The organism is Hymenobacter glacialis (assembly GCF_001816165.1).
Lineage (GTDB): Bacteria > Bacteroidota > Bacteroidia > Cytophagales > Hymenobacteraceae > Hymenobacter > Hymenobacter glacialis.
In genome coordinates this window covers 102,122-118,113 of sequence record NZ_MDZC01000046.1, presented here as the reverse complement: position 1 = coordinate 118,113, position 15,992 = coordinate 102,122, and the positions used below count along the sequence as shown (strand labels likewise).

At 59.9% G+C, this 15,992-nt stretch carries 15 protein-coding genes; 13 read left to right on the top strand and 2 right to left on the bottom strand.

Annotation, left to right across the window (positions count from 1 at the left end; all coding sequences use genetic code 11):
• The first annotated feature begins 274 nt into the window (after positions 1-274).
• The 10 genes from BEN48_RS05040 to BEN48_RS05000 all read left to right on the top strand — a co-directional run bounded on the left by BEN48_RS05040 (position 275) and on the right by BEN48_RS05000 (position 9,116).
• On the top strand, positions 275-904 hold the full coding sequence (locus tag BEN48_RS05040) for a hypothetical protein (RefSeq protein WP_070733508.1): 630 nt from the start codon (positions 275-277) through the stop codon (positions 902-904).
• A 225-nt stretch (positions 905-1,129) separates the two neighbouring features.
• On the top strand, positions 1,130-1,555 hold the full coding sequence (locus BEN48_RS05035; protein WP_070733507.1) for a BLUF domain-containing protein: 426 nt from the start codon (positions 1,130-1,132) through the stop codon (positions 1,553-1,555).
• A 135-nt stretch (positions 1,556-1,690) separates the two neighbouring features.
• On the top strand, positions 1,691-2,479 hold the full coding sequence (locus BEN48_RS05030) for an SDR family NAD(P)-dependent oxidoreductase (RefSeq protein ID WP_070733506.1): 789 nt from the start codon (positions 1,691-1,693) through the stop codon (positions 2,477-2,479).
• Positions 2,480-2,659: 180 nt separating this feature from the next.
• Complete coding sequence (locus BEN48_RS05025; RefSeq protein ID WP_070733505.1) at positions 2,660-3,292, top strand: chloramphenicol acetyltransferase; 633 nt, start codon at positions 2,660-2,662, stop codon at positions 3,290-3,292.
• 203 nt (positions 3,293-3,495) lie between these two features.
• Entirely contained in the window at positions 3,496-4,584 is a 1,089-nt protein-coding gene (locus tag BEN48_RS05020) for an OmpA family protein (protein ID WP_070733504.1), read from the top strand.
• Between the two features lie 28 nt (positions 4,585-4,612).
• A complete protein-coding gene (locus BEN48_RS05015; protein WP_070733503.1) occupies positions 4,613-5,197 on the top strand; it encodes a pseudouridine synthase in 585 nt (194 codons plus the stop codon).
• 92 nt (positions 5,198-5,289) lie between these two features.
• A complete protein-coding gene (locus BEN48_RS19935; protein WP_262490079.1) occupies positions 5,290-5,424 on the top strand; it encodes a hypothetical protein in 135 nt (44 codons plus the stop codon).
• Between the two features lie 229 nt (positions 5,425-5,653).
• A complete protein-coding gene (locus BEN48_RS05010; protein WP_070733502.1) occupies positions 5,654-6,283 on the top strand; it encodes an FKBP-type peptidyl-prolyl cis-trans isomerase in 630 nt (209 codons plus the stop codon).
• 6 nt (positions 6,284-6,289) lie between these two features.
• Positions 6,290-7,054, top strand: coding sequence for a hypothetical protein (locus BEN48_RS19035; RefSeq protein WP_158010105.1), 765 nt, complete (start codon positions 6,290-6,292; stop codon positions 7,052-7,054).
• Between the two features lie 103 nt (positions 7,055-7,157).
• Complete coding sequence (locus tag BEN48_RS05000) at positions 7,158-9,116, top strand: KUP/HAK/KT family potassium transporter (protein WP_070733632.1); 1,959 nt, start codon at positions 7,158-7,160, stop codon at positions 9,114-9,116.
• Positions 9,117-9,241: 125 nt separating this feature from the next.
• Here the strand turns inward: BEN48_RS05000 and BEN48_RS04995 are convergent, their stop codons facing one another.
• Positions 9,242-11,062: a M61 family metallopeptidase gene (locus BEN48_RS04995; RefSeq protein WP_070733500.1), complete on the bottom strand. Its 1,821-nt coding sequence runs from the start codon at positions 11,060-11,062 to the stop codon at positions 9,242-9,244.
• Between the two features lie 130 nt (positions 11,063-11,192).
• Between BEN48_RS04995 and BEN48_RS04990 the strand changes: the two genes are divergently transcribed.
• From BEN48_RS04990 to BEN48_RS04980, 3 genes are all read left to right on the top strand, one after another.
• Positions 11,193-11,786, top strand: a complete 594-nt coding sequence (locus tag BEN48_RS04990) for a C40 family peptidase (protein WP_070733499.1) — start codon at positions 11,193-11,195, stop codon at positions 11,784-11,786.
• A gap of 690 nt (positions 11,787-12,476) precedes the next feature.
• Positions 12,477-12,917, top strand: a complete 441-nt coding sequence (locus BEN48_RS04985; protein WP_070733498.1) for a DUF2147 domain-containing protein — start codon at positions 12,477-12,479, stop codon at positions 12,915-12,917.
• A gap of 244 nt (positions 12,918-13,161) precedes the next feature.
• Positions 13,162-13,647: a hypothetical protein gene (locus BEN48_RS04980; protein WP_070733497.1), complete on the top strand. Its 486-nt coding sequence runs from the start codon at positions 13,162-13,164 to the stop codon at positions 13,645-13,647.
• 169 nt (positions 13,648-13,816) lie between these two features.
• Here the strand turns inward: BEN48_RS04980 and BEN48_RS04975 are convergent, their stop codons facing one another.
• Entirely contained in the window at positions 13,817-15,898 is a 2,082-nt protein-coding gene (locus BEN48_RS04975; RefSeq protein WP_070733496.1) for a M1 family aminopeptidase, read from the bottom strand.
• Positions 15,899-15,992 lie beyond the last annotated feature (94 nt).

The window sequence follows — 15,992 nt, the reverse complement described above, 5'->3', positions numbered from 1 at the left end:
CGGCGGCGGTGAGCAGTGTGGCTGGTTCGCAGGCCGATATACCACGATATTGGACGGTTCAACCCAAACACGGAAGCTGCTCTGGTGGCGCGCCACATGGCCGGTTCATTTTTTTCGAACTCCACTACTCCGCCCCATCTATTCTGTACAGCTAAAATCATTTGGCCCGCCCCTGTTTGTAACCCTGCGTGGGCCGGGCTAGTATGCCGCACCTGGTCGGTTGCCGGGAGGCGTACTTTGCCCGATTCCGACTTTTAATCACCGCTTTCATTTCATGATTACCCATTTCACCGAACTGGACAGGACCAAACTTTTCCTGCTCTACCACCTCAACCCCGTACACCCCCAGGCCCCGCCCGTCCCCAAAGGCCCTTTGCTGCAGATTATCATCATTCGGCACGGCGAAAAGCCCACTGAGGGCGACAACCTTTCTCCCGAGGGCCTGGAACGCGCCCTGGCCCTGCCCGCGGTGCTTAACAGCCTGCTGCCCCGGCCACCCCACTTCACCTACGTGCCGTGCATCGGCACCGACAAGGAGGACACCACCCGGGTGCGCATGATGCAAACCGTGCTGCCCTACGCCGTGCAGCACAACCTGACCATCAACAGCGACTACGCCCCCGACGAAATCAAGGGCCTCGTGAAGGAGCTTCGGCACCACCGCGGCACCGTGCTGCTGGTTTGGGAGCACCACAACATTGTGAAAATTGCCGAGGCCCTGGGCATCGAGGAACCCCAGGCATGGCCCGACGATGATTATGACAGCATCTGGACCATCACCTTTAAGAAAGGCCGGGCCAAGGGCAAAGCCAAACTGCCGGTCTTCACCAAAACCCAACAAGGCATTCGGCCGGTGGCTGTTTGGCCAGGTACGGCTACCGAACCAGTTGCGCTCCCATTCTGACGGGAATTTAGGCACGAGTGCAACTTAGGACTGCTCCCAAAACCGCAGCCCTTACCCGAAGCCGCACACTGCAGTATCCTTGATAATGGCCACTTCTACCCTTCTGGAATTAGTGGCTCACAATCTAATGCTGCCTGTTTACGGTTATAACCGAGGTTGCTTGCGCCTGGTCGAATGTTTTTATTTTAGCATAACATTGGCAGCCAAATTGCTGATATTCCCCTTATGAGCATTTATCAACTTCTGTACACCAGCACGGCGACTGCGCCATTTACAGAGCTGGCCCTGGTTGATTTACTCGACAAGGCCCGGCTCAACAATCAGCAGCAGAGTATTACTGGCTTGCTACTCCACCACGATGGAAAATTCATGCAGGTACTGGAGGGTGATGCGGAACGCGTGGAGGCACTTTTCGCCATTATCGCCGCCGACCCCCGGCACAACAATGTATTCTTGGTGAGCCAGGGAGAAGTTTCAGGCCGCCAGTTCCCTGACTGGAGCATGGGGTTTGTCCCGATGGGTGAGTCGGATTTCGACGAAGTAGTTGGCTACCTCAATCCAAACTCTTCGGTGGCCTTTATGGTGCGCACCATGCGGGCCGCGCCAGCGTTGCAGCAGCTGCTACAAAACCATATCCCGGGAAAGGCGTGAGAAAACGGCTCTTGAAATGCCAGGAGTTACGGCTGCGCCGACGCTTGTGCTCAGCTCCTGCGCCCCAACCTTTCGGTAGCGGGACTGGTACACCCAGGTAGGCTGCACGCTCACTTCTCCGTCAGCCTTTTCCCGATGGAACTAGCCAACAAGAAAGTATTCATAACCGGCGGCAGCGCCGGCATTGGCAAGGCGCTGCTGGCCGAATTTATCCGGCACGGTGTGCGCGACTTTGCCGTGATGGGCCGCAAGCAGGCTGCCCTTGATGCCCTGAAGCAGGAATTCCCCGAGGCCCGGCTGCTGCTCATTGCCGGCGATGTAGGCCAGCCCGCCGACCTCGACCGCGCCGTGGCCACCATTGCTGAGGAATGGGGCGGGCTCGATGTTTTGGTGAACAACGCCGGGGTGGTGAGCGCCGGCCTGCTCGCCGACCAGTCCGACGACGACATCATCAGCCAAATCAACATCAACCTCACCGGCCTCATTCTGCTCACCAAAAAAGCCCTGCCCCTGCTGCTGCAAAGCACCGATGGGGCGCTGATAAACATTTCTTCCGGCTACGGCTACCTGGCCATGCCCTTCTATAGCGTGTACGCCGCCACCAAGGCCGCCATCCGCCAGTTTTCCGATGCCATGCGCCGCGAGCACTACCAGCACCCGCTGCGCGTGATGACGGTGTACCCCTCCGCCACCGATACCGACATGATGAAAACCGCCGTGGTAAAGGGCATGGACTCGGCCGAAGAAGTGGCCAGAGCGTCGGTAGAAGGCCTGCTGGCCGGGCAAATCAACGTCATCATGGGCGGGGCCGAGCGCGAGGCCCAAATCAAAACCAATTTTTTGGAGCCCCGCAAAATCGACGCCGTAGCTGCCTCCAACTACGAAGCCCTACGCGAACGCACGGCCCGGCATCGCTCCATGTAGCCCGCCGGCCTCGGAGTAGCGCGAATTGGTCGATAAGCCGGGAGTGCTACCACTGCCAGCCATTTCCTCGCCCGAACGGCAGGCGTAAGTCGTGGTTTTATTTAAACCGGCACCCAACGTGCAGGTCGGGCCGCGTACTACCGCTCAACCCCGGCATTAAAGCCCGACCTTTGCCGGCTCATGAAGCACCTTATTGACCAAGCCAGCTGGAACCGGCGCGAGCATTTTGCTTTCTTCTCCGCGATTGAGGAGCCTTTTTTCGGCCTGGTGGCCACCGTTGATTGCACCCACGCCCTGGCCGAAGCCAGGCGGCTGAAGGTGCCGTTTTTTCTGTATTACCTGCACGCGGCGTTGCGAGCGGTGAATCAGGTGGAAGCCTTTCGCTACCGCATCGAAGATGGCCAGGTGTATTGCTACGACCGCATTCACGCCTCGGCCACCATCGGTCGGCCCGACCACACGTTTGCCTTTTCCTTTATTGAGCACCACCACGAGCTTGCTGAGTTTCTGCCAACGGCTAACGCCGAAATTGCGGCCGTGCAAGCCAGCCAAGGCCTGCGTCTGAGCGAAACAACCAGCCGACCCGATGTTATCCATTTTTCGGCGCTGCCGTGGGTGCGCTTTTCTGGCCTGAGCCACGCCCGCAGCTTCACTTATCCCGACAGCTGCCCCAAGATTTCGGTGGGCCAGACCTACGCGGAAGGCGCGGCCACGCTCATGCCCGTGTCTATCAACATTCACCACGGGCTGGCCGACGGCTACCACGTTGGGCTATTTCTGACAGCCTTTCAGGAGCAGCTAGGCCAGCGGTAGCACGGCGGTGGCCCAGCTGCTTTTTTGAATAACACCCCGGTGTAGTTTACCCAAATTTGGGTAAACTCACTTACCAGAGCCGCATTACCGTCAGCGCTTTTTAAAGGAACAACACCGCCTAGGCGCAGCCGAACAACGCCTTACATTAAGCGTTGGTATCCGCATCTCGCTACCGCCGCACTCCAGGTTTTATTTTCGCACCCATGAAACGCAGCCTCTGCTACGGCATCGTCTTCCTGTTGCACGGAGCCGCACCCACCCACGCCCAAAACCTGACGGGCACCTGGCAGGGCGTGGAAACCGACATGCGCGGCGACGGCGGCACCTGGCCCGCGGTGCTTCGGCTGCAAAAAAGCCAGTCGCAGGGCCTGTTTGGCGTGCTCTACCAGGAAGTGGGCGATACCCCCGGCATATCGGTCACGTTCCAGGTGCAGGGAACCCAAACCGGCCCCGAAATGCGGCTGGTACACCAGCGCAAGCTCACCGAGACCGGCCAGACCCGAACCAGCTACTGGTGCGAAGGAGCTCTGAGCCTCACCTACGACGCCGCGCAGGAAAAGCTCACCGGCCGCGCCACCTACCGCCCCATCAACGAGTGCGACCACGGCGCCTTCACCTTCTACCGCGTCAAGCTCAAATCGGCGGGCACGGTAGCAGCCGGCACCCCGGCCACGCACCGCGTTACGGGCCGCAACGTGCGCTGGTTTGCCGACGCGGCCCTTACGCAGCCCGTGGCCATCGGCAACACCCACCGCGACATTCTTACTAAAACCACCACCTTCTACCTCACCCAGAATTACTACCCCACCAGCGAAAGCCCCGTGGTGGCCATCACCATTCAGGTAGCGGGTACTGCGCCCAGGCAGCCGGCTTCGGTGCCACCACTGGCGGCCCGCAAGCCCACTGCGCCGGCTCCTGCGCCACCCAATAGCAGGCGGCGGCCCCCGGCCCTCATTGTGGCGCCCACGCCGGTGGTGCTGCCCACCGTATTGTTCGGGCTGGGCACTGCGGAGTTGCTGCCCGCCGGCATTCCGGCCCTAAGCCGCCTTGCCGCTGAATTGCTGGCTCGTCCCAACCTACGCATAAGGGTGGCGGGGCACACCGATAAAGTTGGGGAGTCCAACAAGAACCAGGTGCTATCGGAGCAGCGCGCCCAAGCGGTGAAAGCCCACCTAGTGAAAACGGGCATTGCCCCGGAGCGCATCAGCACCGTGGGCTACGGCGACTCCCAGCCGCTGCATCCCTCGCCCGATGCCCGCAACCGCCGCGTAGAAGTGCAGGGTGTGCAGTAATCTTATCAATTAACGCATTACCAATAACATGTTGCCCAGCGTAGAAACTCCTGCCCACCGCCATTTTCTTATTCACAAACCCTACGGCTACCTCAGCCAGTTTGTGGGCGAAGCCAAGAAGAAAAAGCTGGGCGAATTTCACGATTTTCCCGCCGGCATCATGGCCATTGGCCGCCTCGACGAGGACAGCGAAGGCCTGCTCCTGCTCACCACCGACGGGCGCATGAGCGAACACATCCGCAGCAAGAAGGTAGAGAAGGAGTACTATGCCCAGCTGGATGGGCTCATCGACGACGACGCCGTGGCGCGCATGCAGGCCGGCGTGGAAATCGGCATTCACAACGTGCGCTACCTCACCAGTCCCTGCGTAGCCTTCCGGCTGGAGGCGCCCCCCGACTTTGCCCCCCGCTCCCGCAAAATCCGGGACGACCGGCACGGCCCTACCTCCTGGGTTTCCATCACCCTCACCGAAGGCAAGTACCGGCAGGTGCGGAAAATGACCGCCGCCGTGGGGTTTCCCACGCTGCGGCTGGTGCGGGTGCGGGTGGGCGGCGTGCTACTGGGCACCATGCCGGTGGGCGCGGTGGTAGAAGTGGCCAGCCTGGAGGGGTAACACAAAGAAAATATATGCTGCATGCATAACATTTCTTCCAATTTTTCGTATCTTTGCGCAGGAATTACCACTAGGCTATTTCACGCTTATTTATGAAAAAGACCACCGCATTATCGTTCTCCTCGCTGCTGTTGCTGGGTGGCGTTAGCTACTTGGCTGCCAAACTGGCCGACCTGGACCTGACGTTCTTCTTCCACGGCGACGACGACCCGCAGCACTACTGCTAAGCGCCGCATTATGGGTTTGCGCTGCCCCCTGCAATAAAAAAGGCAAAAAGCCCGGCCCGATGGCCGGGCTTTTTTGTTGTGGATACAGCCAATTCGGCCGGGTAAGACGGTTCGGCGCGGCTTTTGGAACTTTGGTCCGTGAGCGGCGTAACCCGTTCGGACCCACTTTCACTGGTGGCGGTGCTTTTGGCACGAAAGCCCGTTGCTTCACTTCCCCCCTTTCCTGCCCATGAACCTCGATTCCCACCAAGCTCAGGTGAGCTACATCATTGGCCGCGACCTGGCCCGCAACTTCGCCCAGCAGGGCCTGGACCTGGACGTAGACACCCTGGCCGGCGCGCTCAAAGAAGGCCTGCAGGGCCTGCCCAGCCGCCTTTCCCAGGAAGAAATGCAGGCCGCCATGCAGCAATTGCAAGAGACAATGGGCGGCGCCGATGACGACCAACAAGACCAAGACCCCAACGCCATGAACAACAACAAAGCAGAAGGCGAAGCCTTCCTCGCCCAAAACGCCAGCAAGTCGGGCGTGACCACCCTGCCCAGCGGCCTGCAGTACGAAGTGCTGACCCAGGGCACCGGCAAGAAGCCTTCGCTGGGCTCTTCCGTGACCACGCACTACCACGGCACCCTCATCGACGGCACTGTGTTCGACAGCAGCTACCAGCGCGGCCAGCCCGCTACCTTCCCCGTCAACGGCGTGATTGCCGGCTGGACAGAAGCCCTGCAGCTTATGCCCGAAGGCTCGAAGTACCGCCTCTACATTCCATCGGACCTGGCCTACGGCAAGCGGGGCGCCGGCCGCGACATACCCGGCGATACGGCCCTGATTTTCGACGTGGAGCTCATCAAAGTAAACTAAGGCGCCGTGGGGGCAGCACGCGGTTTTACGGCAGCTACCCCCACCGGCCCCATCGCGCCCACCTGGACGCGCCCCACCCCCACCTTGGCTGCTGCTGCTGAGCCCATGACCGACCCCGAAGCTCAGCCCGCCGCTGAACCAATCCTGCCAGAAGCCCCGGAACAACTTTCCGGGGCTTCTTTGGCTTCAGCCGGGCCAGGGCCATACTTCGCGCCGCCTGCCGCTCCCGAGCCACTGGCGCCGTTGCCCCCCGTAGCTAGCCCCGACGGCCGTGTGGAACTCACCGGCACCACGCTCCTGGTGCGCGGCCATCTTTACCTCTTGCGGGAGCTGGAGCGCGCTGATGTGATGCACGTACGCTGGTTACTGTGGTACCTGCTGGGTGCTTTGGGCCTGGCCGCTGTCATGATTGCCTTTTTGGAGAACTGGCTGAAAACCGGGCCCGCCATGCTGGGCATGACGCTCACCACGCTGCTGCTTATCTATGGTCACCGGGGCACCAATCGCCTGCGCCTGTTCAGGCTGGGCCGCGAGGTGGTGAACGTGGCCCTGCCCGGCGAAACCGCCCCCTGGCAGCGCCTCACGGCTGAAATCAACCGCCGCATTTTTCGGGTGCACGACCACGCCGCGCGCGAAGCCGCCGCCCTGCTCGCCGCCGCCGACGAAGCTACCCGGCTAGCCGCCCAAGCCGCCCAGGCTGCCCAGGCCATTGCAGAAGCCGCTCAGGAGCAGCCTGGCAATACAGGACCTATTGCGCCAGACGAGGTATAAAGCGGCAGCCTCCGTGCCGGCTGCCAGCCACGTCGGTCGCTTGCCTGTTACTTTCGCACGCCTTTATTAATTGGCTGTTACCGCCTGCCAGCCCCCCTTTTTTATGGATTCCAAACACTCGCACAGCGCCATATCCGGCGCTGGATTGCTGATTGCCTTAGGCATTATTTATGGGGATATCGGCACCTCACCGCTTTATGTGATGGCCTCCATTCTTAAGAGCGGTACGGTGCCGGGCCTGATTGATTCGCATTTGGTGCTGGGCGGCATTTCCTGCGTTATCTGGACCCTGACGCTGCAAACCACGGTGAAGTACGTGCTGCTCACCCTGAATGCGGACAACAACGGCGAGGGCGGCATATTCTCGCTCTACGCCCTGGTGCGGCGGCGCGGGCCGTGGCTCTCGGCGGTGGCCATTATCGGCGGAGCGGCCCTGCTGGCCGATGGCGTGATTACGCCGCCCATTTCGGTATCCTCGGCCATTGAAGGGCTCAAAAACGTGTACCCCAGCCTGACGGAGGATATGGTGGTGTACATCGTTATTGGCATCATTGCCGGGCTTTTTTTAATGCAAAGCTTTGGCACCCAGATTGTGGGCAAAGCATTCGGGCCCATTATGCTGCTGTGGTTTTCCATGCTGGCCGTGCTGGGTATCAGTTGGGTCATTAAGAATCCGGTCATTCTCAAGGCGTTCAACCCGTACTATGCCTACGACCTGCTGGTGCGCTACCCGGGAGGGTTCTGGCTGCTGGGTTCGGTGTTTCTGTGTACTACCGGGGCCGAGGCGCTGTATTCGGACCTGGGCCACTGCGGCAAAGGCAACATTCGCATCAGCTGGACTTTTGTGAAGAGTGCCCTGCTCCTCAACTACCTGGGCCAGGGCGCGTGGCTCCTCACGCAGGAAGGCAGGATGCTGGGCGACCGCAACCCGTTCTTCGCGCTCATGCCGCAGTGGTTCCTGCTCATTGGCATCTGCATTGCTACTATTGCGGCCATCATTGCTTCGCAGGCGCTTATCACGGGCTCGTTTACGCTGGTGGCCGAGGCCATTCGCCTGAACATGTGGCCCAAGGTGAAGCTGAACTACCCCACCGACGTGAAGGGCCAGCTCTACGTGCCCAGCATGAACCGGCTGCTGCTGCTGGGCTGCATTGGCGTGGTGCTTTACTTCCGCAAGTCGGAAAACATGGAGGCGGCCTACGGGTTGGCCATTACGCTCACCATGCTCATGACCACCATTTTGCTCACGGTGTGGCTGCGCTCCAAGAAGGTGGCGCTGCCGCTGGTCATTGGCTTTGCTACCCTGTACGGCCTCATCGAGGGCTCCTTTCTCATCGCCAACATGAAAAAGTTTCCGCACGGCGGCTGGGTGTCGCTGGCCATTGGCGGGGCGCTCATGGCCGTGATGTACGTCTGGCTGAAGGCCTTCTACATCAAGCGCCGCCTGACGGAATTTGTGCGGCTTGAGCCTTACGTGGAGGCTCTCAAGCAGCTGAGCGACGACGATTCCATTCCCAAATACGCCACCCACCTCGTGTTCCTGACTTCGGCGGAGCGCAGCTCGGAGATTGAGCAGAAAATCATTTATTCCATCTTCCAGAAGCGGCCCAAGCGGGCGGATATCTACTGGTTCATCCACGTAGAAACCACCGACCAGCCCTACACCATGGAGTACAAAGTGACGGAAGTAGCGCCCGACGACGTGTTTCGCATCAACTTCCGGCTGGGCTTCCGGGTGCAGCAGCGCATCAACCTCTACTTCCGCAAGGTGATTGAAGACCTGGTGCGCAACAAGGAAGTGGACATCACCTCGCGCTACGAGTCGCTGAGCAAGCAGCACGTAACCGGCGACTTCCGCTTTGTGGTACTCGAGAAGTTTCTGAGCGTGGAAAACGACTTCCCCACCTTGGAGAAGCTCGTGATGCAGTCGTACTTCTACATCCGCCAGTTCATCGCCTCCGAAGCCCAGTACTTCGGCCTGGACACATCGTCGGTGAAAGTGGAGAAGGTACCCATGGTGATTGCGCCCGTCCGTGAAGTAGCGCTGAAACGGATTAACTAATGACAGAGCGGCTCGCCGCAAGAACAAGTAGAGACGCAAAAAGTCCACAACCCTTATTCACACAGAAGCCCCTTGCAACGAGCAAGGGGCCTTCTGTGTAAGGAGCAGACGTGCCGCAATTACCCTTATTTAGCGGAACCGAGCCACCGGGCCAACACGCGCTGCTGCGCAGCGGTGGGCGCCGCTACCGGCTGAATCTGATATTTCCGGTCGGGGTTGGCCAGGGTTTTGAGCGTGAGGTCGCGGGTGAGGCCGTCGCGGCGAATCTGCAGCTTCATCTCGGTGCCCACGGGACTGGTAATGAGCGTTTGTGCCGATTCATTAGTGGGCGCTACGCCATTGATGAGCAATACTTCGTCGTTGGGGCTAAGGCCGCCGTTCCAGGCTGAACCGCCGCGTATCACGCTGGCAACAAGCAGCTTGCCGGTACGATTGCTAAAATTCGCCCCCAGCGTTCCGGTGCTGGCAACGGGCGCACTCGTGATGGCAAGGCCGGCATAGCCCAGCGCCGTGGCATAGTCAAGCGTTTTGGTGCCGTACACGCTGTTGCTGAAGAATTCGTCGTAGCGGCGGCCGGCCACCTGCGCCACGGCGTCCTGAAACTCCTTGTCGGTGAAGCCGCGGTTGGCTTTTTTGTAGTAGGTGTCGTAGAGCAGGCGGAATACGTCGTCGAGGTGTTTTTCACCCTTGGTGGCCTCAACGATGTTCAGGTCGAGCAGGGTGCCAATGAGGTCGCCTTTGGCGTAGTAGTTGATTTCGCTGTTCCGGGAGTTTTCGTTCTGCCGGTACGATTTAATCCAGGCATCGAAGCTGGATTCGGCAGCCGACTGCACGCGGTTGCCGGGCGTGTTCTCCACGCTGCTGATGTCGTTGGCCAGCCCGTTTAGAAAATCCTCGCGGGTGGTGTAGCCGGCCCGCAGGGTAATCATTTTGGAGTAATAGGTGGTGATGCCCTCGCTCACCCACAGCATATTGGTATAGTTTTCCTGGTCGTAGTTGAACGGCCCCAGGGCCACCGGACGAATGCGCTTCACGTTCCAGAGGTGGAAGTATTCGTGCGCCACCAGGCCCAGAAAAGACTTGTAGCCGGCCTCGGTGCCGTAGCTGTTGCGGGCCACTTCGAGGGTAGTGGAAAACAGGTGCTCAAGGCCGCCGCCGCCGCGCTCCAGGTTGTGCACAATGAAGAGGTAGCGGTCGAGCGGGTTCTGGCCCACCACACGGTGCGCTTCCTCGCACACCTTTTTCATGTCGGCCAGCAGCTTGGTTTCGTCGGCATTGGAGCTGCCAAACATGGCCACCAGGTGGGGCGTACCGTTGGCGCTGAACTCCAGCACCTTGTGGTTGCCAATTTCCATGGGCGAGTCCACCAGCTCGTCGTAGCTGCTCGACTTGTAAGTGAACTTGCCTGGAGCAGGCCGTAGCGACGTGCTTACCTGGGCCCAGCCGGCGGCGGGCTGCACCTGTACGGTGCTGGCCAGGGCCTTATTATCGGCGGGGTACATGAATACGCTGGCGCCGTTGAGGTAGCCGTGCTCGCCGTCGATGAAAGACGTGCGCACGGTGAGGTCGAAGGCATACACCCGGTAGCTCACCTGGAAAGCCCCCTGCTTGGGGTGCCGCACGCGCCAGGTGTTCTTGTTTATCTTCTCGAAGCCAAGGGCCTGGCCGCTGGCAGTGCGGGCCTCAAAGCCTTCCACGTTTTTGGCGTATTCGCGCACCAGGTACGACCCTGGGGTCCACACGGGCATCTTGATATCGGTGTAGTCGGCCGGAAAGCCGCCCAACTCCATCTTCACTTCAAAGTAGTGCGTTTGGGGCGCGGGCATGGCCAGCGTGTACTTCAGAGTAGGTACGGCCGCGACGGGGGCGGCAGTTGCCGGCAAGCTCAGAGCCAGCAGGCCAGCCAGCACGGCCTGGCAAAGGAGTTGTTTTGTATTTTGAAACATTAGACGGTTATGAGGTAAAGCAGGACTACAAAGTAAATCCCCAGCGCTTGCTTTAACCTAGCCAGCGCCGGGACCGTTAATAACAAAGGCCGCGCTTACTCCTGGCGCTGCTTTTGCTCATTACATATTTATGCGGTACGTCTGGTTGGTATTTGTGGGATTGATTGCGGCCATGGTGTTCCTGCTGCCCCGGCTAAACAGCCCCACGGAGGGGCCAGCCAAGCGCGCGATATGGGCCACCACCGAAACCCTGGCTCCGCGCGCGGCGGACCAGCCCTCGGCGTTAGCGGTGGTGCGCAAAATTCCGGCCACACCCCCGGTGGGCCTCGCCGATAGCATTGTGGCCTTTGGTCTTGCGCAGCGGGGAACTCCGTACCTATACGCCGGCATCTCCCCGCTCACGGGGTTCGACTGCTCGGGGTTTATCATGTTCTCTTTTGCGCGGTTTGGAGTGGCGGTGCCGCACTCCACGGCGCTGCTCATTGGGGTGGGCCGGCCCGTGGCGCGCACAGCAGCCCAGCGCGGCGACATCGTGGTTTTTACCGGTACTGCGGCCACCAGCACCGTGCCGGGCCACGCGGGCATCGTAATAACGCGGCCGGGCGAGGTGCCCATGCGCTTTGTGCACTCATCATCGGCCCGCCGCGAGTCCGGCGTAAAAATCAGTCAGGTGGAGGGCACCGACTACGAGCGGCGCTTCATGCAGGTGCGGCGAGTGCTGTAGAGGGGTTGGGTTTTGAGGGTTGCAAGTTGAGTTCGCTGGGCTGACGCACATAATCAGCAAAAAACGCAATCCTCAACATTCAACCCTCCGGAAACGCAGCGATGCCCGGCCTGCCTCTGCCGTCCCACTAAAGGGCGACTGGGCAAACCGGGCATCTAATCCTTCAAATCTTACCGAGCGGCGAAACTGGGGTACAGCTCCGGCGTCCACTCCTTAGAGATAAGACCTGGCCGAATGTGGGCAGCCTTAGGAGCTACCCCACGAAGCTGTTGTTAGGCGCGTACTGCGGTGAAGCGTACGACATTCGACAGGCTTGGCAGGATTTGTTTGGGACTACCAGACATTTTGTACCTCCTTTCTTTACGTTCGACATAACCTCACCCGCGCGGCCCAGCACCTTAGGGTTGCTTGGGTAAGGCCGTAGTACTCACTACTGAGCGGTAAAGTTAATAGCAGGGACTAAGGTTCAAAATTTGTGGCGTTTTTTTTCGTTAAAACCGCCCCAATTATAGCTTTAGCGCTGATTTACAGGTTTCTTTTTTTTGCATTTGGGCACCAATATCGCCCCTTTTTCAAGAAAGCATGAAGTTGGCAGTAAACTTGCCCAAGGCTAGTGAGCTGTTCCAGCGGACCTACTGAATATTTCGCCTTATCTTTTCCCCTCAACTCCACCCAAAAGTTCATCAACAAATGAAAAAAACACTGCTCTTCGTATTCGCCCTCGTACTGGGCCTGACGAGCATGGCCTCCGCCCAGACCATGTCGCCCCTCGGGATTTGGACCAATTCGGAGAAGAAAGCCACGTTCGAGATTTACAAGTGCGGCAATAAGCTCTGCGGTAAAATCGTGAGCCTGACCGTGCCCAACGACCCGGCCACGGGCAAGCCCAAAACCGACACCCAAAACCCCAACGCCACGCTCCGGAGCCGTCCTCGGTTGGGCATGGTGTTCATGCAGGGTTTCGAGTACGATGAAGACAACAAATGGGACGATGGCAAAATCTACGACCCGGAAAGCGGCAAGTCCTATTCGTGCTACATGAAGATGGAGAACGCCAACACCATGGAGGTGAAGGGCTACATTGGCTTCTCGCTCATCGGCAAATCCCAGACTTGGACGCGGGTTAAATAACCCCTGACCGGCTCGCAAAACGCAGCTGCCAAGGCCGGCCTTTTTCGCGAAGGGCCGGCCTTTGTTTGTGGCACCACCTTGCCAAAATGGGTATTACGGGCTGCCCCAAACCGGGCATTCGCCGCATCTGACCTAAACTATTTGCCCAAGAGGGTGTTTCGTCAGCAGTTCTCCCCCACACTTTGTTCAACTTCATTCATAATCTGTTTCGCCCCCAGGCGGCTGCTCCGGCAGCCTGGCAGGCGTGGTGCTTTCGCCCGCTCAGGCGAAGCGCCATGCCCGCTGGGTAGCGCAGCGCGTGTACCTGAACTGGCTGGCCCCGTACTTCAAAGCGTACCACCTGCGCAAGGGCGGCGCGGCGGGCACCCGGGGTTTTCAGGTGCAGCTGGTGCAGGAACAGGGTAGCCAGGGAGCCCTGCTGCTGTATCATGCCAGCATTGGGCCGGGCAATTTCCGGCACTTCTTTGAGCACCTGGGCGAGCGGCTGGTGGACCTGGGCTACCACCGCGCCTGCGCCGACAAATTGGCCAACCAGCACGAGCACCACACCGAGACCACGCTCAAGCAGTTTTTCAAGCCCAATCCCACCGACTGCCCAAACCGGGCACTGCAACCAGCGGTTCGGCTTGGTCACCATCGACTTGGTGGATGTGGACCGCCAACCCGTATTTATTCGCATCGCGAACAATCCCGTTCTCGAGCCCTGGTTTACGCCGGCCTGTACCTTTGATGAGTTGCTGCAAGCCTTGCTCGATGCGCCTCCCCCCAATGAAACTACGGAGGCACTGATTCCGGTGTATCACTCCTCTTTTTAGGCGCTACCGCCTTTTACGTCAAAAGAGCGCCTTTCAACAATGTTGAAAGGCGCTCTTTTCGGTTTCAAAGCAAACGTCAGAGCGCTACTCCTTCACAAACTGACCGTGCCCAGCGGGCTGGCCCTGGGCACTCGTGAGGAGCAGGTAGTACAGGCCCGGCCGCAGGGCCCGCGTGTCGAGCTGGGGCTGGCTGGCACTCACGGATTGACGCAGCACCAGCCGGCCGGTAGCGTCCCGCACCTGGACAGCAGCGGTCGCAGCGGCCAGGCCCTGCAGGGTCAGCTCGTGGTGGCAGGGGTTGGGGTACAGGCCCAGGGCTGGCAGGGCGGCGTTGGGGCGGGTGGCCAGCAGGGTGTTGTCGCGGGTTGGGGCGGCGGCGGGCAAGTCCATCAGCCACTGGGCGGGGTCTACTACAACGCTGGCTACTTCGCCAGAAACTGTTAACTCAAAGGTTTCGCGGGGCTGCTGCTGGCGCAGACGCACGGTTTGGGTGGTGCCGTTGGTGAAGGTGAGCAGGTAATCGACATCGGTTTCAAAGAACGGCGTCACGGCCGGTTGCGAAACCGATTCATCTACCCGCAGCACAAAGCGGCTGCCGCCCTGATTCCAGCGCCCGGTGAAGGTGGGGTAGCCCCGGCCACGGTACCATTGCTGAAAGAAATAGTCCAGCGACCGGCCCGCTTCGGCCTCAAACACCCGCTGCAGGTCGGCGGTACGGGCCGTGCCCCCTCCAAACTGGCTCTGGTAGGTGCGCAGCGCCCGGAAGAACTTGGCATCGTCATTTAGCAGGTAGCGCAGCATGTGTATCACGCCCGCGCCCTTTTTGTAGCTCAGGTAATAGTCGAAAATGCGGGCCACCGATGTGGTGTCGGTCACGTAAAGGCTGCCGCTGCTGAACTGCGCGAGGCGGTGGGCCTCGTTCATCCAGCCGCGGGCATTTTCAGGAGTGCTGAAGGCCTGCAACGACAGGTATTCGCCGTAGGAAGCGAAGCCTTCATTCAACCAGATGTCTTCCCAGCTGGCACAGGTCACGTTGTTGCCGAACCACTGGTGAAACAGCTCGTGGGCCGTGAGAGTGAAGGGAAAACCGTCCTGTGTGGTCATGGTCTGGTGCTCCATGCCGCCGTAAATGGGCGCCGTGGCGTGCCCGTATTTCTCATTGGCAAAAGGATACGGCCCGGCCAGGGCCGAGAAGTTTTCGATGAATCCCGGCGTCAGGTCGATGCGGCTTTTCCAGAAGTCGAGGTAATCCTGGTTGTAGACGTAGTTGACGATGGCAATGCGCGGGCCGCCCACGGGGTTGGCGTAGTTTACGTACTCCAAATAGGGTGCTACGGCCACCGAAACGAGGTAGTAGGCAATGGGATGGCGCGATTTCCACTCGTAGCGCACCTTGTTGCCGGCCACGGGCACGGTGCGCACCAGCACACCGTTGGAACCCACTTTGTTGGTGGCCGCGGTGGTCACCCACACGTCCACCGAGTCGGCTTTGTCGGTGAGCACCTGCTTGCAGGGAAACCACTCGTGCGCCGAAAACGGCTCCGACAGCGACCAGGTAACATTGTATGGGAAGTTGGGGGACCCGTTGACGGGCTCCAGGTGTACTTCTTTGCGGTTGCTGAGCCCGTTGCCAATGGCCGCCGACTGCCCGCTCGGCGCCGTGCCGTGGTAGTAAATGCGGGCATCGACCAGGGCGTTGGCCGCTGCTACTACCGCGAGTTTGGCGGTGGCGTCGGGGCCCTTGCGCCGAATGCCGGGCGATTTGCGCCCGTCCACCACTACGGAATCTATAAGCAGGCTGGCGGCGCTGGCAGACGAGCCGGCAGGTGCCTGATAGAGTTCGAAAGCCAGCGAATCAAGTGGCTGGCTGCCTACCCGGAAGCGCATGAGCACCGACCCGGCCACGTTGAGCGAGGTGTTTTCCAGGGCAAGGTCCAGCTTGTAGTACTTCACATCGTACCGGTCCATTTTACGGCGGTGGGCCACCGAACTCGTAGTGGAACGCAGAGCTGATTTCACGCGGCCCGTGGCGCATACCTGCCCGCTGGTGATTAGCTCCTGACTCACGGCCCGGGGCAGCATTCCAGGCGCCAGGGCCTGGCCTTGCGCCACCCCTGTTACAGCAATTAAAATACTCAGAGTAAACCAGTAGAAAGACAGACGCATGCCGCAAACAAGAAGATGAACCAAAGGAAACAACCCAATGGCAGCGTAATATAATACACTGCCAGGGAGGCCGCTGGCCAAGCCGCCAAAGTAA